Raw genomic sequence first — 16,756 nt, 5'->3', positions numbered from 1 at the left:
TCTATCAGGGGTAATGAGAACTGAACCCCAGCCGATGATGCTGATTCCCTTGACCATGGAGTCCAAGCTGTCACGACGATTTTGAAATTCTTTCCATCTCCTATTGACAGCGGAGCGTCGTAGCCTTAACTTGATTGCTCTAACTTCTTAAGGAGGAACCATGCTACTTGCTGAAGCCTTGGCCGAGCGCGCCCAGGCGCAGGAGCGCCTCAACTCGCTGAGTGACCGACTCGCGGCAACCGTCCGCATCCAGGAAGGCGATGAACCGGATGAGAACCCGACGGATCTCCTCCGTGAGCTGGAGGGCGTAACCAAGCGCATCGATGAGCTCGTCATCGCGATCAACGCCACAAACACGGCCACCCCGTTCGACGAAGAGATCACGCTGATGGAGGCGCTCGCACTTCGTGATGGACTGCTGCGCAAGCGCCGCATCTACCAGGGATTGGCAGAGCGCGCGGGTGCGCGCCACGACCGCTACTCCCGCTCCGAGATCAAGTTCGTGGCCACCGTGCCCGTGCCGAAGTTGCGCGAGCGCGCCGACGATCTGGCCCGCCAGTACCGCGAACTGGATACCCGCATCCAGCAGCTGAACTGGAATACGGAACTGATAACTAAATAGCGACTGCCGCTAGTTGTGCCGCATTCTTGCGGCACGTAGTCATGTCGTTCGACATGTAGTCACGTCGCGCGCCTCATGCGCGCGACGGTAGCCCACACCCTTCGCAGCGAGCGCAACCCTTACTGGGCAGGGAAGAGCCCAGTGCTTCTCAGGCGCCTTCGTAGCGCAAGAAGGCAGGGAGGTTCGATTCCGTCCCACTGTATGGTGTACCGCGCTGGTACGGAGTACACGTGCACATTGACGGGGATAATCCCGCAGTATTGTTTATTGTTTATCACCGCCGCGCTGGGCGGAGAGTGTGGGTGAGGGTTGGGAATGGGGACTATACTTCCGGCGCACTGCTTTCCAATTAAGCTGGTGTGCCATGAGCGAGCAGAAGAACTACAGCACCGATAATCCTTTCAAGCCGGAACTCTGGCGCCCCGTCGAGGGCTTTGAGGACCTCACGGACATCACCTACCACCGTCTCATCAGTGACGGTCCGAAGCCACAGCGTAAGGACGGCATCGTCCGCATCGCCTTCGACCGCCCAGAGGTGCGCAACGCGTTTCGCCCGCACACCGTGGATGAGCTCTACCGCGCGCTGGACCACGCGCGCCGCACGCCGGATGTCGGCACGGTGTTGCTAACCGGCAACGGGCCTTCCCAGAAAGACGGCGGCTGGGCGTTTTGCTCCGGCGGCGACCAGCGCATCCGCGGCCGCTCCGGGTACCGCTACGCCACCGAGCACGAGCACGATGACGCGACTGCCGACGAATCCACTGTCGACACCGCCCGCGAAAAAGTTGAGGGCGGCCGCCTGCACATCCTGGAGGTCCAGCGCCTCATCCGCACCATGCCCAAAGTGGTCATCGCCGTGGTTAACGGCTGGGCCGCCGGCGGCGGGCACTCCCTGCACGTGGTGTGCGATATGACCATCGCCTCCCGCCAGGAAGCACGCTTCAAGCAAACCGACGCCGACGTCGGCTCCTTCGACGCCGGCTATGGCTCGGCCTACTTGGCCAAGATGGTGGGCCAAAAGTACGCCCGCGAGATCTTCTTCTTGGGCCGCACCTATGACGCGCAGCGCATGTACGAAATGGGTGCCGTCAACGAGGTAGTTGACCACGCCGACTTGGAGGATGCCGCCATCCAGATGGGGCGCGAAATCAACATGAAGTCCCCCACCGCCCAGCGCATGCTCAAGTTCGCTTTCAACCTCACCGATGATGGCCTCATGGGCCAGCAGGTCTTCGCTGGAGAAGCCACGCGCCTGGCCTACATGACCGACGAGGCCGTCGAAGGCAAGGAATCCTTCCTGGAAAAGCGCGAGCCCAACTGGGATGACTTCCCGTATTACTACTAGGCCTCCATCGAGGGCTAGTGCCTTCTCTTCCACCCGAAAGATAAAAAACGGGTAATATCCGGGACAGTTAACGCCAGTAACTATAGCTCCCACGGAGGCAACCTTGACCACGGAGAAAATCAATCAGATAACCCGCCCAATCGGACTTGTCCTCTGCCTAATCCTTTTGGTTTCCCTGCGGCACTTTACCGAATGGTCATGGCTGCTACGGGCGGGCGTCGCCGTTGGCGCAACCATCGCCGCCATGCTGGTGCTGGTTTTTATCCTAGGTTGCTTCTCCACAGAAGAAAACACCCCCGAGACACACGAGGCCACTTCTTAAGGCTCAAGCCAGTAGGGAGGGCAGGTAGGGACCTGCCAGCTATCCTAATTACCACCAATCACCTTCACCCAGGGAGAGCCTGAAGTGCTGTATTTCGCCATTGCCCTCGCTGCCATCGCGCTCATTGCCGTCATTGCGTCGCGAGTGTGGATGTTGCGCCGCATCCAGCAGGCTCAGAGGGACGGCGAGCGCCCCTTCGATCAGGAGGATGAGCTCATCAACCCCTATGAGCACCGCGGGCGGTAACCTAGCTAACCGTGACCATCCTCTCCCCTCTGCCTGTCAATCCACATGACCCCGCCGCCATCCTGCCTGATCTGGAAGCGGCCATCGCAGGACAAGCCACCTTCCTGCCCGTCCCGGCGGAGGACCGTACCCGCGCGCAGCTGCTGCGCAACCACATGCGCGCAGGAGAACCCATTGATTCCCCCATCGCGCTGGTCGTGGCTACCTCTGGGTCCACGGGCACACCGAAGGGCGCGCAACTCACGGCTGCCAACTTGGTCTCCAGCGCCGATGCCACGCACCGGGCTCTCGGCGGCACCGGTCAGTGGCTGCTAGCCATGCCTGCCTCCCACATCGCGGGCATCCAGGTATTGGTGCGCTCGCTCGTCGCGGGTGTAGAGCCGCTCTGCCTTGACCTGTCGGAAGGTTTTTCCATCCCCAATTTCGCCCGCGCCGCGCACGAGCTGGCCGCCACCGGGGATCGCTCATACACGGGACTGACCCCCATGCAGCTGGCCAAGGCCATGGATTCTCTCGAGGGAATCGAGGCACTGCGCACCTTTGATGCCATCCTCGTCGGGGGCGCTGCCACCCACCCGCAACTATTGGATTCGGCGAAGAAGCTGCGCATCAATATCGTCACCACCTACGGTTCCTCAGAAACTTCCGGTGGATGCGTCTACGACGGCCGTCCCCTCGATAGCGCTCTTGTTCGCATCGGCGAGGAAAACCGCATCTACCTCGGCGGGCCCATGATTGCGCAGGGCTACCGAAACGTGGACTCAGACGCCTTTATGGTGGATGAATCCGGCACCTCGTGGTTTGCTACCTCCGACGCCGGCGCGCTTCACGACGGCCACCTCACCGTCACCGGGCGCCTCGACAACATCCTGAACACCGGCGGGCTCAAGCTCCACCCGGAGCAGCTCGAGCAGCACATCCTGCGCGTGCCGGGAGTGGAGAGCGTGTGCGTGGTTGGCATCCCCCACCCACGCTTGGGGCAGATGATCGTTGCCGCCTATACCGGATGGGCGGATGTCGGCGATATCCTCGTGGCTCTCGATGACGTTGGCCTTCCCCGGTGGCACATCCCCAAGGATTTCAAGCGCCTGCCTGAACTCCCCACCACCGGCCCCGGCAAGGTTGACCGCCTCGCCGTCGCCCGCACGTGGGGCAGCTAAGCCTCCGCTTCGCCAAAGCTGCGTACGGCAATGCCGCGCGCAGCGGATTCCCCGAGGGGGAAGTGCGCACCGCCGTCGACGGCAACCTCGAGCACACCCGCAACCGAGGGGGCAACGACGGACAATTCCACTCCCGGCCGCACTCCATTTTTATCCAGGTAGCGCAGAAATTCGCCATCCGCGTCAGTGACCTGCTCCACGGTGACGGGGGTCTGCGCGGGGACGTCGATAAGCGTAATGCGCGAGACCGGCTCGGCAGTGCCATCCGGGGCAGGTATGGGATCACCATGCGGATCGCGGGCGGGGTTGCCCAGGAAAGAATCGAGGCGTTCAACGAGCCTGTCGGACGTCGCGTGCTCTAGCATTTCCGCCTCATCGTGCACCTCATCCCAGGTATAGCCCAGAGTGCGCACGAGGAAGGTTTCCAGGAGTCGATGCCGGCGCACCATTGCCACAGCCAGCCGCCGGCCTTCCTCAACAAGCCGAACACCAAAGTAGCGTTCGTGTTCCACCAGCCCCTTCGCGGCCAGGCGCTTGACCGCCTCCGACGTGGTGGGCAGCTTCTGCCCCGCCGCTTTAGCTAGGTCCCCCAGCGGCATCGCGGTATTAGCGCCCTCTTTCTCCTCATAGGTCCAGAGGATCTTGAGGTAATCCTGGGTGCGTTCGGGCAGCTCGCTGATGTGCATACCCCCATCGTAGTTCAGCCTATTGCTTCCAACGGTTTCAGCACTTATGCTCTTTCAAGTTCAATCCATTGAACATCGACATTCACTTTTAATAAGAGAGGTTTCCCGTGAAGAAACTTATTGCGCTTCCCCTCGCTTCCCTCGTGGTCGCAAGCACGCTGAGCGCCTGCACCAGCAGCGACTCCACCGAAGCCCAGAACGATAACCTGACGATCTTCGCCACGACCGGTTACTTGGCTGATGCGGCCGCCAATATCGCCCCGGACGCCGACATCACCACCATGGTCGGCCCCGGCGGCGATCCACACACCTACCAGCCCACCACGCGCGATATTGAAAAGATGCAGGATGCCGACCTCGTCCTCTGGAATGGCCTTCACCTCGAGGCGCAAATGGTGGACCAGCTCTCCTCCCTCGGTGAAAAGCAGCTAGCTGTCGGCGAACAGCTCGATACTGCTGACCTTCTGCCGTGGCCCGAGCAAGGTGACAAGGGCGAAAAACTCTACGACCCGCACATCTGGAATAGCCCCGAGCTGTGGAGCCAGGTCGTCGATCATATCGGCACCAAACTCGGCGAAATCGACTCTGACAATGCCGAAGACTATGCCGCGGCCGCCGATGCTTATGAAGACAAGATTGCAGCCGCGCACGACAAGGCCGCTAAGGAACTCGAAAGCGCCTCCCCGCGCGTTCTTATCACCGGCCATGACGCCTTCAACTACTTCGGCAAGACCTTCGACTTTGAAGTCCAAGCCACCGACTTCGTGACCACCGAAGCCACCAAGTCCGCCACTGAGATCTCCGAGCTCGCGGATACGATCGCGGAGAAGAAGGTCCCCGTTATCTTCCAAGATAACCAGGCGAACCCACAGGCCATCACTTCTCTCAAGGAAGCCGTAGAAACCCGCAACTGGACCGTCACCATCTCGGATGAAGAGCTCTTTGCCGATACCCTCGGCCCGGAAGCCCCAACCGATACCTACCTCGGAGCCTTCGAACATAACGCTAGCGCCGTGGCGAAAGCACTAAGCTAATGCTCAGCGTAGGAAACCTCACCGCCGGCTATCCCCGCACGCCGGTGCTTCACGACGCCTCCTTCACCCTCACCCCCGCGACTATCACCGGGCTGGTGGGTGCGAACGGGTCGGGAAAGTCTACTCTGGTCCGCACGCTGGTAGGGCTCCTTCCGCCTCTAGCCTGCGGGTCGATGACCTTCGATGGCGTCGATCTGGCACATTTTCGGCAGCGGCTCGGATATATGCCACAACATGCGGATATCGACTGGAATTACCCTGCCACCGCCTTCGACATCGCCCTGATGGGCCGCACCGCCGGGCTGCGCTGGTGGCAGTGGCCCAGCCGCGCTGACAAAGACGCCGCCCACGCAGCACTTGCGCGCACCGGAATGCAGGCACACGCGCAGCTGCCGATTTCCGCCCTGTCTGGTGGTCAGCGCCAGCGCGTGTTGTTGGCGCGCACGCTCGTTAGCGAGCCGGAATTCATCATCCTCGACGAGCCCTTCGCTGGTGTCGATGCCGCGAGTCAGCGCGCCATCATGGATGTACTCAAGGAACTGCGCGAGAACGGCGTGACCATCCTGCTGGTGCATCACAACCTGGCGGAGGTCGCCGACTTTTGCGATGAGGTCCTCATGGTCGGCCACGGCCGGCTCATTGCTGCTGGCCCCACCGAGCAGGTACTTACCGAGTCCGCCATTGCCGACATGTTTTCCCTGCCATCATGAACCCACTCGAGCTTCTTCAGAACTACACCTATACCCAGGCACTCCTGGGCACCGTGCTCATCGGTGGCTGCGCTGGCGCGCTAGGCCCACTGGTATATGTTCGCCGCACCAGCCTGCTGGCCGATGCCATCTCGCATTCTTCCCTGCCTGGACTGCTCACCGCCTTCCTCGTGGCCACCGCCATTGGCTGGGACGGGCGAAATGTCTGGCTTCTTTCTTGCGGCGCCCTGCTCACCGGAACCCTCGCGGTGGGGTGCATTCACCTCATCCCGCGGTTAACTCCCCTGGGGCAAACCACTGCGATGGCGGCCACGCTAACCACATTTTTCTCGGTGGGCATGCTGCTCATGCAGTATATTTCCCGCCGACCATTGCCTGGCAAGGCCGGAATCCAGGATTATTTGCTGGGAAATGCCTCCACGCTCACTCGCGCGGATGTACGGTCCACACTCATCATCGGTGGCTGCGTGCTGCTTTTTCTTTTCCTCATTCACACCCGGCAGGCCGCAGTCACTTTTGATTCAAGTTTTGCCCAGGTAGCCGGCATCCGCACCTCGTTCCTCAACGCGGCTAGTTTCTTCGCCCTCACCGCCATCACGGTGCTCGGCGTCAAAGTCGTCGGCGTAGTGCTCATGGTCGCCGTGGTCATCAGCCCTGCCGCCGCTGCCCGCCCCTGGACCACGCGCTTGCTACCTTTCATCGCGCTCTCCGGGTTCTTCGGCGCGGCCACCGCTGCTCTCGGCTGCTATGTCTCCATTGCACACGGCCCGCTGCCCACCGGTCCGGTCATCGTCTTGGTTCAGGCGGCGCTCGTCACCATCAGCCTCCTCAGCAGAAAGCTCGCCTCATGACCCTCGCCGCCACCGCTTGTCTCCTTGCCGTCCTGACCGCCTTGGCCTGTGCTATCCCCGGCACCTTTGTTGTCCTCAAAGGCCAGGCCATGCTGATCGACGGCATCGGCCATGCCGTCCTTCCCGGAATTGCCGTCGGCTACCTCTTTACCGCAGATCTAGATTCACCCATCTTGCTCGTTACCGCGGCCGCTGGCGCCTTGGTGGTGGCGTTGGGAACTGACGCACTACAGCGCAGCCCGCTGGTGACTGCTGATTCCGCCCTCGGATTGGTCTTTCCCGCCCTGTTTGCCGCCGGAGTCATCCTGATTTCTACGCACATGAGCCACGTGCACCTTGATGTCCACGCCGTTCTCGTCGGTGATCTCAACCTCGCGGCCTTCTCCAATCCCAACTATTGCTACATCATGGCCGCAGTGCTGGGTATCAATGCTCTCTTCCTCGCCCTTACACTGCCGCGTTTATCCGCCACGACTTTTGACGCCGATTTTTGTGCCGCACGCGGGGTGCCCACGCGCGTTCTTCACATCATATTTATGACCGTGGTTGCCTGCACCGCCACCGCCGCCTTTCACGCTGCCGGTGCCATGCTGGTCATCGCTCTCATGGTATTCCCGACGATGACCGCGCGGCTGCTTACTCAGCGCGTGCCCACGCTGGTGTTGACCGCCTGTGGCGTTGCCGCTATCAGCGCGGTCGTGGGATTTTGGGTTGCCTATGTCCTTGACGCGGCTACCTCTGCCGCAATGACAGTCACCAATGCCGTTATTTTCGTTGCAGTGCTCATCATCTACCGCTTTCGCCAACGCACCAGCTCATTGCCGCAGCACACCACACCAGTGGCACAATAGTGAGCATGTCTGCCTATTCCGCCACTCCTGCCGATTGGCTCCAGGGTGCTCGCCCGCACACCTGGGCCAATGCTTTTGCTCCTGTTATCGCTGGTACCGGTGCCGCCGCCGCGGCCCACGGTCTGCACTGGGGACGCGCATTGCTGGCACTCATCGTGGCCTGGGCTCTTATCATCGGCGTGAACTACGCCAACGACTACTCCGATGGCATCCGCGGCACCGATGATGACCGCACCGGCCCCCAGCGGCTTACCGGCGGCGGGCTGGCCAAACCGCAACACGTCAAGTTCGCCGCCTTCGCCTCCTTCGGCGTGGCGGCTATCGCGGGCATCTCACTCTCCCTAGCTGCCAACGCCGCCTCGTTCATCCTCGTCGGCGCCGTGTGTATCGCCGGTGCCTGGTTCTACACCGGTGGCAAGAACCCCTACGGCTACCGCGGGTTCGGGGAAATCGCCGTTTTCGTGTTCTTCGGACTCGTCGCGGTCCTAGGTACCGAGTACACACAGGCCGGCCGCATCACGTGGACAGGCCTTGCCTTAGCCGTGGGTATCGGCGGTATGAGTGCGGCGGTAAACCTGGCCAATAACATCCGGGACATCCCCTCCGATAAGGCCACCGGCAAGATCACTTTGGCGGTGCGCCTGGGTGATAAAAAGTCCCGCACGCTATTCATGACCCTCTTGCTGCTGCCGGTACTACTCACCATCGGCCTAGCCTTCGATTCCTGGGCCGCGCTCGCTTCGCTGCTCTACTTCCCTCTCGCGCTGGGTGCTATCCGCACCGTCAACCGCGGCGCACGCGGCCCGAAACTCATCCCAGTACTTGGCATGGCCGGCCGCGCGATGCTGGTGTGGGCGGTTATCAACGCTGTAGCGCTGGCTCTGGTTTAACCACCGATTTAGCGGCCAGCCAGCTCCTCTTGGACCCACTTCTTGTGGGCCTTGCGCTGCGCGGAGTACTCCGCCAGCGTCTGAGTGGCTTCCATGCGCCACGTGGAGAAGATCAGCATGGACAGCGGCAGCGCCACAAACAACGCCAACAGGGCGGAGACCAGCAGCGGAAAGGTCCCGAGAACCGCCATGGCCAGCAGCTGAATCACCGCGGTGAGCACAATGAACAGCACCACGCGGGCAGCCCCGTACTTCCACAAAGCGACGCGGGAGCGGCGCTTGAGCGCCGGGTCCGGCTGGGGCGGTTCGGAGTTCTGGGAGGCGTTGGTGGTGTTTTCTGTCTGACTCATAATTCTCACTTTTGCTTTGCGGGCATTCCGTAGAATACAACGCATGGGTCGATTGATACTACTACTCTTGTTTGTCCTCGCGGCGGTCCTCGTATGGAAGGCCTTTGGTCCGTCGAGTTGGAATAAGAAGGTGCAGCAGACACAGCAGCCGCAGCGCCCCGCAATCAAGGGCCCAGACGATGACGAAGAGTTCCTGTGGAACCTAGAGAAGCAGCGCTTCAAAGAGCGCCGCGCCAGGGAGCGGGAGGCAGAGCGCCAAGAAGAAGAGCGCCGCCGTCGCTCACAGGGTTCACAAGGTTCCCAGAAACCCAAGGCCCCCGAGGACAAAGACAATAAAGCCGACGAAGCCTAAGCCTTCGGCTCGAAGGTCATCTCAAGGCCGAGGGCCTCAGCCACCGCAATCACCTTTTCCCAGCGCACGCCAGAGCCGCCGTGCTCGATGGTGTGCAGCGTGGAGCGCGAAATCCCGGCCTTCTCAGCCAGCTCCTGCTGCAAGATACCGAGTTCTCGGCGGCGCTGCGCAAAGCCCTCACCGAGAGCGATGAGCTGCGGGTTATCGCCCGCCGGCTTGCCCTGTTTGTGCCGCGGCTTAGGGGTATCCGCCATTTAGTTCAGCCCCGCATAGGAGTGCAGGCCGGAGACAACCATGTTGATGAAGAACAGGTTGAAGATCATGAGCAGCATCGCCGCGATGTTGATATACGGCGCGGCCTTGCGGAAGGCCGGCGTCGCGCGGGCGTGCAGGTAGGCGGCGTAGAGGATCCAGGTGGCGAAGGATACGGTCTCCTTCGGGTCCCAGCCCCAGTAGCGTCCCCATGTGGACTCGGCCCAAATAGCGCCCAGTACAATACCCAGGCCCAGAGTCGGCAGCGTCACCACGCCCAAGCGGTAGGCCAAGCGGTCCAACTTCTTAGCAGAAGGAAGCGGGCGGGCAAGCGCACCAAAGAAACCGGACTCACTGCCCTTCGGCTGGAACTCACGCAGCACGCTGAGCAAAGAAGCGATACCGGAGACCACGCCGATGGACGCACCCAACGAGACCACAGTGACGTGGATGGGCAGCCAGTGAGACTGGAGTGCCGGAACCACCGGAGCGGATTCCGCATAGAGCTTGGTGGAGCCGTAGAACATCAGCGCCAGAATCGGCGTGAGCAGCCACGGCCACAGAGTGCGCCATTCCTTGCGCTGCATGGCGATGGTCGCCACCACCATGGCGCCGGCGGTCACCATGAGCACGTACTCGTAGAGGTTGCCAAACGGGAAACGCCCCGTGGCCAGGCCGCGCAGCACAATGGCCGCCAAGTGTAAGGCGATACCCAACCACAGGAGCATCTGCGTCATGCCGCCGAGCTTGTCGGCGTTCTCCCGCTTCTTCGACAGATCCGCGTCTAGGTCAGCATCGGGGCCAGTGCTGGCTGTCGGGGGGACGTCGCCAAGCGCGGCACTGTCTGCCGAGGCCCCCACGCTAGCGAGTTCGCGTTGCTGCGCCACAGCAGTCGTGCGGGAGCGCATCGCCTCGATGATGCTGTGCATCCGGCCGTAGTAGACCAGGGACAACACCAAGGCGAGAGCATAAACGACGAACGCGGTTTGCACCGCGATGTCGGAAAAGTTGGACAGATTTTGATCAACCTGCATGAGTGGGAAACCTTGCCTTCACAATCGTGCCTACACCGTGCTTCACGCACGAGGCTGCATGAGCGGAGAGATTTATGGTGCTCATCAGAGTACCCCCCTTCAGCGGGAGTATCCAACTTTTGACGGATAGCTTTCTCACCTTTAGTCGGCGGAGTAGAGTTCGTCCTCCTCCACCTCATCGGGATCCGGCAGTTCCAGGAGCTCGCGGTGAAGCTCATGGAATTCCTCAGACCAGCCCGCGCGGTCGGTGCGGGCAAGACCGCCCATCTCAATATCGGTGCCACCATTGGCCCCCGGCCGGATGCGCACCCACACGCGGCGGCGCTTGATCACCAGCGAGCCAACCAGGGATACCAGCATGACCAGCGCGGACACGAGAACCCAGCTCTGGAAGGGGTCATAGGAAACCTGGTAGTTCGCAAACTCGGAGGCACCGTCGAAGGTGATCTTCGTGCCGTCGTCCAGCGTGACCGATTCACCCTGGTTCAGGTTGACGCGGTCGATCTTCTGCAGCTGGCCCGTGTGGACCAGGTTGGAATCGAGGGAGAAGAGGGACTGCGGGGTACCCGTGTCCAGGCCGGCATCGCCGCGGTAGATATCGATAGCCACGGCCGGATCCAGCATCGCCGGGTAGGAAGACTGCAACAGCTTGCCGCTCTCGCCGGACCACTCGGCGGTCGGGGCAAACAGGCCCTGGATGGCGATCTGGTTCTGGCGGCGCTCAAACAGGTCCGGGTACATGCCCGCCGGCGGGTCGAAGCGCATCACTCCCGACGAGAGGAAGAACGTGGTGTCAGTGGGCTGAAATTGGATGGTCTGCGTGCGCTTCTCACCGTTAGGCCACTCCACCGTCATGGTCGGCGCAAAACCGTGGCCCTGCAGGTAAACGCGGTTTTTGTCAATGCGCAGCGGGTGATTGACCTGCAGCTGGTAGTCCTCCCAGGTCTCCGGGTCCGTGAAGATGTCGTCGCCGGCGGCATAGGACACGTTCGAGGTGAACATCTCCGCCTGGCCATTGGGCAGGTAGTCCGCGGTGAAGTCGTGGGCCAAGAAGCAGAAGGGGTGCAGGCCGGTGCCGTCGAATAGCGGGCCGGCGCGGAAGGAGTCATAGACGGAGGTGGAGGTGTTGCAGAACTCCGTGGATTGCGCCTGCTCTTGGGTCTGCCCCTGGGAGTTCTTCTCCGTGACCACGATGACCTGTCCCTCGTAGTGCACCAGGCGCCCGGCTGCCATGGTGAGCAAGATTGCCACCAACGCGATGTGGAAGATGAGGTTGCACAGCTCGCGGGCATAGCCGCGCTCCGCGGAGAAGGATTGCGCACCCGCGCGGTCCTTCTCGGGCGAGACCTCGGAGACCCGCCACTTCTTCAGCATGGTTGTGGTGGCCGCTGCGATCTCCTCCGGGGACTTCTCCGAGTGCCCGGTGGCGTTCAGCGGCATCTTTTCCAGGTATTTCGGCGCGCGCGTCGGCGGCGTGCGGTAGGCCTTGTAGTGGTCCCAGGAGCGCGGGATGATGCAGCCCACCAGAGAAATCATGAGCAGGACGTAGATGGCCTGGAACCAGACGGAGGAGAAGACGTCGAAAAGCTGCAGCTTGTCGTAGATCTCCGCCACCTTGCCGTTGGTCTCAATGAAGTCGTTGACGTTAGATTCATTGAGCGAGCGCTGCGGCAGGAGCGATCCGGGAATGGCGGCGATGGCCAGCAAGAAGAGCAGCGCCAGCGCGGTGCGCATGCTGGTCAGCCAGTGCCAGGCCTTGCGGATGTATCTCACGAAAATTCTCCTTTACAGCAGCGTCGCGCCATAGGACACGGTCCACTGGCGGATGGCGTTGATGAAATCTCCCCAGAGCCCGGTCAGCAGGGCCACGCCAACGAAGATCATGGCGATGCCCCCGAGAATCTGGATGGTCCGGGAGTGCTCCCGCATCCAGGTCACGGTGCGCATGGCCTTGGCCGAGCCCAGTGCCACGAGCAGGAAGGGCAGGCCCAGGCCCAGGCAGTAGCCGATGATGAGGACGGTCCCGCGCAGCGCGGTGGTCCCTTCGGTTCCGGCGGAGACGGACAGGATGGCGGCCAGCGTGGGTCCCAGGCACGGGGTCCAGCCCAGGGCGAAAACCCCGCCGAGCAGGGGCGCGCCCAGCCACGTGGTCCAGCGCCGCGGCGCCATGCGCGTGTCCTTCTGCAGCACCGGCACCACGCCCATGAACACGATGCCCATGAGGATGGTAATGATGCCACCGGCGCGCATGAGGGTATCCGCGTTGAGTGTCAGCGCCGAAATGGCGCCGAAGACTGACACGGTGGCTAGGACGAAAACGACGGTAAAGCCCAGCACGAATAGTGCTGCGGCACCGACGACGGCCCAACGCCGGCGCTTGCCGACGCCCACCCCAAGCTCCTCGTCATAGCTCACCTCACCGCCGACCACGGAGGCGAGGTAAGAGATATAGCCAGGAACCAATGGAACCACACAGGGTGAGGCGAAAGAAACCAGACCGGCCACGGCCGCGGCGAGCACTCCGATCAGGAGCGGGCCGGACACGGCGGCATCGGCAAAGCTTTGCCCCATACCGTCAGCGGCAAGGATCACTGTTCTTTCTCCAGCTCGTCGACGACCTCGAGGACATCCTTCTCCGTGATCTCCGTCAGGAAGACCGCGGCAGGGCGGTGCTGCTTATCCAGCACGATGGTGGTCGGTACCACGGAGGTGGGCACGCCACCGAGGGCCGCAGCCGTCTTGAAGGGCGGGTCGTAGATGGAGGGGTACTCCAGGCCGTTATCGGCCATAAAGTCCCGGGAGATCTCCGGGTTGAAGTCCTTGACGTTGATGCCCAACACGGTGCCGACCTTGCGCTTCTGTAGCTCCGAGTGGATGGCCTGAAGGTCATCTGATTCGGAGCGGCACGGCGCGCACCACTGGCCCCAGGAGTTGAGGACGACGATCTGGTCTTTGAAATCCGAAAGCTTGATCGTCGTGGACTCATCCCGCAGGTCCTCACCGGAGAAATCCTTGAGCGGCTTGCGGTCTTCCTCCGCATAGCGGATGGTGGTCTGCCCGCCGGGCGAGATGAACTCGAAGGTGCCGCCGGAAGCCACGGCGTTCTGCGCGTTTTCCTCGCTTTGCGCACAGCCTGCCAAGGCAAACACAGCAAGGACACCGGCCGCGGCGGCGCGGATAGTTCTGCGTCCCATTAGATGTCCTGCGCCGGTTCGGAGTAGAAGATATCGATGATCTCGCGGTCGCGGTAGACCAGCGAGGTCACCGAGGCCAGGTCGCATTCGCGGTCCCACGGCGCGTGGGCCAGGCGCTTGCCCAGCACGGTGCGCTGCACCATGACGATGGGCAGCTGGTGGGAGACCACAATGGCCTCGTGTCCCTCAGCCTTGGAACGGGCACGCTCGGCGGCATCCATCATGCGCGCGGCGATCTCCTCGAAAGGCTCGCCCCACGAGGGCTCAAGCGGGTTGACCATGAGCGGCCAGCGCTGCGGGTTCCACAGCTGCGAGTTCCAGCCCTTGGTGCGCAGGCCCTCGAAGCGGTTACCGGACTCGATGACGCCCTTGTCGACGTCCACCTCCAAGCCCGTCACCTTCGCAATCGGCATCGCGGTTTCCTGCGCGCGCTGCAACGGCGAGGCCGCCAGGTAGGTCACGTCATGGCCTTCGAAGGCTTTCGCCGTGCGTGCGGCCATGGAATGCCCACGGGAGGACAAGTGATAGCCCGGGATGCGCCCGTAGAGGATCTTATCCGGGTTATAAACCTCGCCGTGGCGGACGAAGTGGACGATGGTGGTGGACATATGCCTGTGTCTATCCCCTCAACATGGTTGGTTTATTGCGGGCGCTGCGCGCTGGCAGCGGCCTGGGCGGCAGGCTTGAGAGCTGCCTCGATTACCTCAAAATCATTGTCCGTGAGCGCGTCAGAGACAAACCAGGTCTCGAAGGCTGACGGCGGAACGTACACGCCGCCTTCCAGCAGTGCGTGGAAGAAGGGAGCGAAACGCCAGGTATCGGCTGCCTGCATATCGGCGAAGTTACGGCCCTGGCCCTCGGCGAAGCGGATGGAGAACATCGTCTCCGCGCGCTGGATGTGGTGTGCCACTCCGGCGGCGCTCAGTGCCTCGGTGATGAGGCCGGTCAGGCGGTCCGCGTTGGCCTGCAGGCGCGGGTACAGCTCTTCGTTGGCCAGTTCCAGGGAAGCCAGACCGGAGGCCATCGCCACCGGGTTACCGGACAGCGTGCCCGCCTGGTAGACAGGACCGGACGGTGCCAGCGAGGCCATGACGTCGGCGCGACCGCCGAAGGCAGCTGCGGGCAGACCACCGGAGACCACCTTGCCGAAGGTCACCAGGTCACCCGCTACCTCATCGACGCCGAACCAACCCTTGTAGGAGGTACGGAAGCCGGTCATGACTTCGTCGAGGATCAGCAGGGCGCCGTCGGCATGCGCGATCTCCTTGAGCGCGGCGTTGAAGCCCTCCTCCGGGGCCACGGTGCCCATGTTGCCGGCGGCTGCTTCCGCGATAATGCAGGCGATCTCTCCCGGGTGCGCGGCAAAGGCCTCGCGGACGGCGTCGAGATCGTTGTAAGGGACAACGATGGTATCTGCGGCCGAAGCGCCGGTTACGCCCGGGGAATCCGGGAGCGCGAAGGTGGCCACGCCGGAGCCAGCCGACGCCAACAGCGCATCCACGTGGCCGTGGTAGCAGCCTTCAAACTTCAGGACCTTGGCGCGGCCGGTAAAACCGCGGGCCAGGCGCACGGCGGACATGGTGGCCTCGGTACCGGAGTTGACCAGGCGCACCTGCTCCACGGCGGTGCGCTTGACGATGTGCTCCGCCAACAGCGTCTCGCCCTCGGTCGGGGCACCGAAGGAGAGGCCGTCGGCAGCCGCCTTCTGCACTGCCTCCACGATGGCCGGGTGGGCATTGCCGTGGATCATCGGGCCATAGGAGCTGACCAGGTCGACGTACTCGTTGCCGTCGATATCCCAAAGGCGGGAGCCCTCACCGCGAGCGATAACGCGGGCTTGGCCGCCCACGGATCCGAAGGCGCGGACCGGGGAATTCACACCGCCCGGGGTGACCTTGGTGGCGCGCTCGAACCACTCGGCGGACTGGGACGTATTCTGCTGGTTTAGCTGGCTGGAGTTAGGCATAGCCCACATTGTATCGGTTTTAGCCCTATACAAAAGTTGGAGTCCCCTCGTGTCTTGCAGCCTCCTCTCCACCACCTCGCGAGCACCCTGAGCGCGCTCGCGCTGCGCACCCGCCATGGGAACGCTATGCTGGCAGCACACTGTTGATTCTGCCTTTCTTTAATTAAGCGCTGGGGTGCGCTGTGGGAGGCACTACTTAAGGGGGATTCCCATGGCATCGCGCCGTATTCTTGTCATTTTTGCTTGCCTTCCGCTTTCTGCCTGCGCTGCCACGCAGGCAGAACCTGCTCCGCGAGCCGAGCCCAACCCCACCACCTCGGCCCAGCTGCCTTCCTGGAAGCCTGATGCGGTACCCCAGCCGGTCAACCGCTTGGGTGACACCACCTCCATCGCGCCAGCTCCGGCTGAACCGGAACCTACGGCCGAAGCACCAGCTCCCGCACCCGTAGTAGCCGAAACACCCACGCCACGCGTCGAAGTAGAAACCGTCACCGTCCGCGCGCCAGCGCCCGCACCAGCACCGGCGCCACGCCCGGCCCCACCGCAGCGGCCCAAACCCAAGCTAGAACTGCCCGAGCCTCCGCAGATTCCCCTCCCGCCGGAAGTCCAGGAGGGTCTCGATCAGCTACCCAAACTGCCGCCTTTGCCGAAGGCGGAGGAGATCTACATCGATGTGCCCTTCTAAAAGTCAGATGCCACATACGTTTCGATCAAATAGTGGCAGAAAATCACCCATTTTCGGGACCTTAATTGATCGAAACGTCACCAGACCTCATAGCCTCATACCAACTAAGGGTAGACCCTGATCTACCTCCTATATTCCCCCCACTGCGCATGACAAGACACATGCCCGAGAGTTAATCTGAACCCGATTTCAATGACGGCGTTAAC

The 16,756-nt window shown here is 62.3% G+C and carries 21 protein-coding genes; 12 read left to right on the top strand and 9 right to left on the bottom strand.

Features of this window, described 5'->3' with window-relative positions:
- The first annotated feature begins 160 nt into the window (after positions 1 to 160).
- From HMPREF2526_RS11355 to menE, 5 genes are all read left to right on the top strand, one after another.
- Entirely contained in the window at positions 161 to 622 is a 462-nt protein-coding gene (locus HMPREF2526_RS11355; RefSeq protein WP_046647777.1) for a DIP1984 family protein, read from the top strand.
- A 364-nt stretch (positions 623 to 986) separates the two neighbouring features.
- Positions 987 to 1,967 (top strand): 1,4-dihydroxy-2-naphthoyl-CoA synthase, encoded by a 981-nt coding sequence (locus HMPREF2526_RS11350; RefSeq protein WP_046647778.1) that lies wholly within the window; start codon positions 987 to 989, stop codon positions 1,965 to 1,967.
- Between the two features lie 103 nt (positions 1,968 to 2,070).
- Entirely contained in the window at positions 2,071 to 2,289 is a 219-nt protein-coding gene (locus tag HMPREF2526_RS11345) for a hypothetical protein (protein ID WP_046647779.1), read from the top strand.
- An 84-nt stretch (positions 2,290 to 2,373) separates the two neighbouring features.
- Positions 2,374 to 2,535 carry a hypothetical protein gene (locus tag HMPREF2526_RS13435; RefSeq protein ID WP_010189743.1) on the top strand — a complete coding sequence of 54 codons (162 nt, stop codon included), beginning with the start codon at positions 2,374 to 2,376 and terminating at the stop codon, positions 2,533 to 2,535.
- Positions 2,536 to 2,546: 11 nt separating this feature from the next.
- Complete coding sequence (gene menE / locus HMPREF2526_RS11340; RefSeq protein WP_042529197.1) at positions 2,547 to 3,695, top strand: o-succinylbenzoate--CoA ligase; 1,149 nt, start codon at positions 2,547 to 2,549, stop codon at positions 3,693 to 3,695.
- On the opposite strand, the gene HMPREF2526_RS11335 is transcribed toward menE, so the two are convergent.
- Complete coding sequence (locus tag HMPREF2526_RS11335) at positions 3,692 to 4,381, bottom strand: metal-dependent transcriptional regulator (protein ID WP_042529195.1); 690 nt, start codon at positions 4,379 to 4,381, stop codon at positions 3,692 to 3,694. The genes menE and HMPREF2526_RS11335 overlap by 4 nt on opposite strands.
- Positions 4,382 to 4,488: 107 nt before the next feature.
- On the opposite strand from HMPREF2526_RS11335, the gene HMPREF2526_RS11330 reads away from it, so the two are divergent.
- Genes HMPREF2526_RS11330 through HMPREF2526_RS11310 form a run of 5 tightly spaced genes read left to right on the top strand, consistent with a single transcriptional unit; the run spans position 4,489 to position 8,717 of the window.
- Positions 4,489 to 5,415, top strand: coding sequence for a metal ABC transporter substrate-binding protein (locus HMPREF2526_RS11330; RefSeq protein WP_010189749.1), 927 nt, complete (start codon positions 4,489 to 4,491; stop codon positions 5,413 to 5,415).
- On the top strand, positions 5,415 to 6,125 hold the full coding sequence (locus tag HMPREF2526_RS11325) for a metal ABC transporter ATP-binding protein (RefSeq protein ID WP_046647782.1): 711 nt from the start codon (positions 5,415 to 5,417) through the stop codon (positions 6,123 to 6,125). The genes HMPREF2526_RS11330 and HMPREF2526_RS11325 overlap by 1 nt, the downstream gene beginning before the upstream one ends.
- Complete coding sequence (locus HMPREF2526_RS11320) at positions 6,122 to 6,976, top strand: metal ABC transporter permease (protein ID WP_070526052.1); 855 nt, start codon at positions 6,122 to 6,124, stop codon at positions 6,974 to 6,976. The genes HMPREF2526_RS11325 and HMPREF2526_RS11320 overlap by 4 nt, the downstream gene beginning before the upstream one ends.
- Complete coding sequence (locus HMPREF2526_RS11315) at positions 6,973 to 7,827, top strand: metal ABC transporter permease (RefSeq protein ID WP_010189755.1); 855 nt, start codon at positions 6,973 to 6,975, stop codon at positions 7,825 to 7,827. The genes HMPREF2526_RS11320 and HMPREF2526_RS11315 overlap by 4 nt, the downstream gene beginning before the upstream one ends.
- A 5-nt stretch (positions 7,828 to 7,832) precedes the next feature.
- On the top strand, positions 7,833 to 8,717 hold the full coding sequence (locus tag HMPREF2526_RS11310) for a 1,4-dihydroxy-2-naphthoate polyprenyltransferase (RefSeq protein WP_046647783.1): 885 nt from the start codon (positions 7,833 to 7,835) through the stop codon (positions 8,715 to 8,717).
- A gap of 8 nt (positions 8,718 to 8,725) precedes the next feature.
- On the opposite strand, the gene HMPREF2526_RS11305 is transcribed toward HMPREF2526_RS11310, so the two are convergent.
- Entirely contained in the window at positions 8,726 to 9,067 is a 342-nt protein-coding gene (locus tag HMPREF2526_RS11305) for a DUF4229 domain-containing protein (RefSeq protein WP_046647785.1), read from the bottom strand.
- Between the two features lie 43 nt (positions 9,068 to 9,110).
- Between HMPREF2526_RS11305 and HMPREF2526_RS11300 the strand changes: the two genes are divergently transcribed.
- The gene (locus HMPREF2526_RS11300) at positions 9,111 to 9,419 is read left to right on the top strand and encodes a hypothetical protein (protein ID WP_049154847.1); all 309 of its coding nucleotides are present in this window, start codon (positions 9,111 to 9,113) and stop codon (positions 9,417 to 9,419) included.
- Here HMPREF2526_RS11300 and HMPREF2526_RS11295 read toward each other — a convergent pair.
- The 7 genes from HMPREF2526_RS11295 to hemL form a co-directional block, all read right to left on the bottom strand.
- Positions 9,416 to 9,673 (bottom strand): helix-turn-helix domain-containing protein, encoded by a 258-nt coding sequence (locus HMPREF2526_RS11295; RefSeq protein ID WP_046647787.1) that lies wholly within the window; start codon positions 9,671 to 9,673, stop codon positions 9,416 to 9,418. The two genes, HMPREF2526_RS11300 and HMPREF2526_RS11295, sit on opposite strands and share 4 nt — an antisense overlap.
- A complete protein-coding gene (gene ccsB, locus HMPREF2526_RS11290; protein WP_049154848.1) occupies positions 9,674 to 10,705 on the bottom strand; it encodes a c-type cytochrome biogenesis protein CcsB in 1,032 nt (343 codons plus the stop codon).
- 141 nt (positions 10,706 to 10,846) lie between these two features.
- Positions 10,847 to 12,478 carry a cytochrome c biogenesis protein ResB gene (locus HMPREF2526_RS11285; RefSeq protein ID WP_046647788.1) on the bottom strand — a complete coding sequence of 544 codons (1,632 nt, stop codon included), beginning with the start codon at positions 12,476 to 12,478 and terminating at the stop codon, positions 10,847 to 10,849.
- 12 nt (positions 12,479 to 12,490) lie between these two features.
- Complete coding sequence (locus tag HMPREF2526_RS11280) at positions 12,491 to 13,276, bottom strand: cytochrome c biogenesis CcdA family protein (RefSeq protein WP_070547329.1); 786 nt, start codon at positions 13,274 to 13,276, stop codon at positions 12,491 to 12,493.
- A gap of 17 nt (positions 13,277 to 13,293) precedes the next feature.
- On the bottom strand, positions 13,294 to 13,899 hold the full coding sequence (locus tag HMPREF2526_RS11275) for a TlpA disulfide reductase family protein (protein ID WP_070547312.1): 606 nt from the start codon (positions 13,897 to 13,899) through the stop codon (positions 13,294 to 13,296).
- A complete protein-coding gene (locus HMPREF2526_RS11270; protein ID WP_070547311.1) occupies positions 13,899 to 14,507 on the bottom strand; it encodes a histidine phosphatase family protein in 609 nt (202 codons plus the stop codon). The genes HMPREF2526_RS11275 and HMPREF2526_RS11270 overlap by 1 nt, the downstream gene beginning before the upstream one ends.
- A gap of 32 nt (positions 14,508 to 14,539) precedes the next feature.
- Positions 14,540 to 15,874, bottom strand: coding sequence for a glutamate-1-semialdehyde 2,1-aminomutase (hemL, locus tag HMPREF2526_RS11265; RefSeq protein WP_046647792.1), 1,335 nt, complete (start codon positions 15,872 to 15,874; stop codon positions 14,540 to 14,542).
- A 202-nt stretch (positions 15,875 to 16,076) separates the two neighbouring features.
- On the opposite strand from hemL, the gene HMPREF2526_RS11260 reads away from it, so the two are divergent.
- Positions 16,077 to 16,550 carry a hypothetical protein gene (locus HMPREF2526_RS11260; RefSeq protein ID WP_010189769.1) on the top strand — a complete coding sequence of 158 codons (474 nt, stop codon included), beginning with the start codon at positions 16,077 to 16,079 and terminating at the stop codon, positions 16,548 to 16,550.
- Positions 16,551 to 16,756: the final 206 nt, after the last annotated feature.

Source organism: Corynebacterium sp. HMSC070E08, assembly GCF_001808895.1.
In the GTDB taxonomy this organism is placed as follows: domain Bacteria; phylum Actinomycetota; class Actinomycetes; order Mycobacteriales; family Mycobacteriaceae; genus Corynebacterium; species Corynebacterium hiratae.
Note: the sequence above shows the minus strand (reverse complement) of the source record. Positions and strands in the feature narration are given on the sequence as shown.

Excerpts from the sequence above, each read along its gene's own strand:
- HMPREF2526_RS11355 (WP_046647777.1), top strand. The coding sequence starts at position 161 with ATGCTACTTGCTGAAGCCTTGGCCGAGCGCGCCCAGGCGCAGGAGCGC.
- HMPREF2526_RS11350 (WP_046647778.1), top strand. The coding sequence starts at position 987 with ATGAGCGAGCAGAAGAACTACAGCACCGATAATCCTTTCAAGCCGGAA.
- HMPREF2526_RS11335 (WP_042529195.1), bottom strand. The coding sequence starts at position 4,381 with ATGCACATCAGCGAGCTGCCCGAACGCACCCAGGATTACCTCAAGATC.
- HMPREF2526_RS11325 (WP_046647782.1), top strand. The coding sequence starts at position 5,415 with ATGCTCAGCGTAGGAAACCTCACCGCCGGCTATCCCCGCACGCCGGTG.
- HMPREF2526_RS11320 (WP_070526052.1), top strand. The coding sequence starts at position 6,122 with ATGAACCCACTCGAGCTTCTTCAGAACTACACCTATACCCAGGCACTC.
- HMPREF2526_RS11315 (WP_010189755.1), top strand. The coding sequence starts at position 6,973 with ATGACCCTCGCCGCCACCGCTTGTCTCCTTGCCGTCCTGACCGCCTTG.
- HMPREF2526_RS11310 (WP_046647783.1), top strand. The coding sequence starts at position 7,833 with ATGTCTGCCTATTCCGCCACTCCTGCCGATTGGCTCCAGGGTGCTCGC.
- HMPREF2526_RS11305 (WP_046647785.1), bottom strand. The coding sequence starts at position 9,067 with ATGAGTCAGACAGAAAACACCACCAACGCCTCCCAGAACTCCGAACCG.
- HMPREF2526_RS11300 (WP_049154847.1), top strand. The coding sequence starts at position 9,111 with ATGGGTCGATTGATACTACTACTCTTGTTTGTCCTCGCGGCGGTCCTC.
- HMPREF2526_RS11295 (WP_046647787.1), bottom strand. The coding sequence starts at position 9,673 with ATGGCGGATACCCCTAAGCCGCGGCACAAACAGGGCAAGCCGGCGGGC.
- ccsB (WP_049154848.1), bottom strand. The coding sequence starts at position 10,705 with ATGCAGGTTGATCAAAATCTGTCCAACTTTTCCGACATCGCGGTGCAA.
- HMPREF2526_RS11280 (WP_070547329.1), bottom strand. The coding sequence starts at position 13,276 with ATGGGGCAAAGCTTTGCCGATGCCGCCGTGTCCGGCCCGCTCCTGATC.
- HMPREF2526_RS11275 (WP_070547312.1), bottom strand. The coding sequence starts at position 13,899 with ATGGGACGCAGAACTATCCGCGCCGCCGCGGCCGGTGTCCTTGCTGTG.
- HMPREF2526_RS11270 (WP_070547311.1), bottom strand. The coding sequence starts at position 14,507 with ATGTCCACCACCATCGTCCACTTCGTCCGCCACGGCGAGGTTTATAAC.
- hemL (WP_046647792.1), bottom strand. The coding sequence starts at position 15,874 with ATGTGGGCTATGCCTAACTCCAGCCAGCTAAACCAGCAGAATACGTCC.
- HMPREF2526_RS11260 (WP_010189769.1), top strand. The coding sequence starts at position 16,077 with ATGGCATCGCGCCGTATTCTTGTCATTTTTGCTTGCCTTCCGCTTTCT.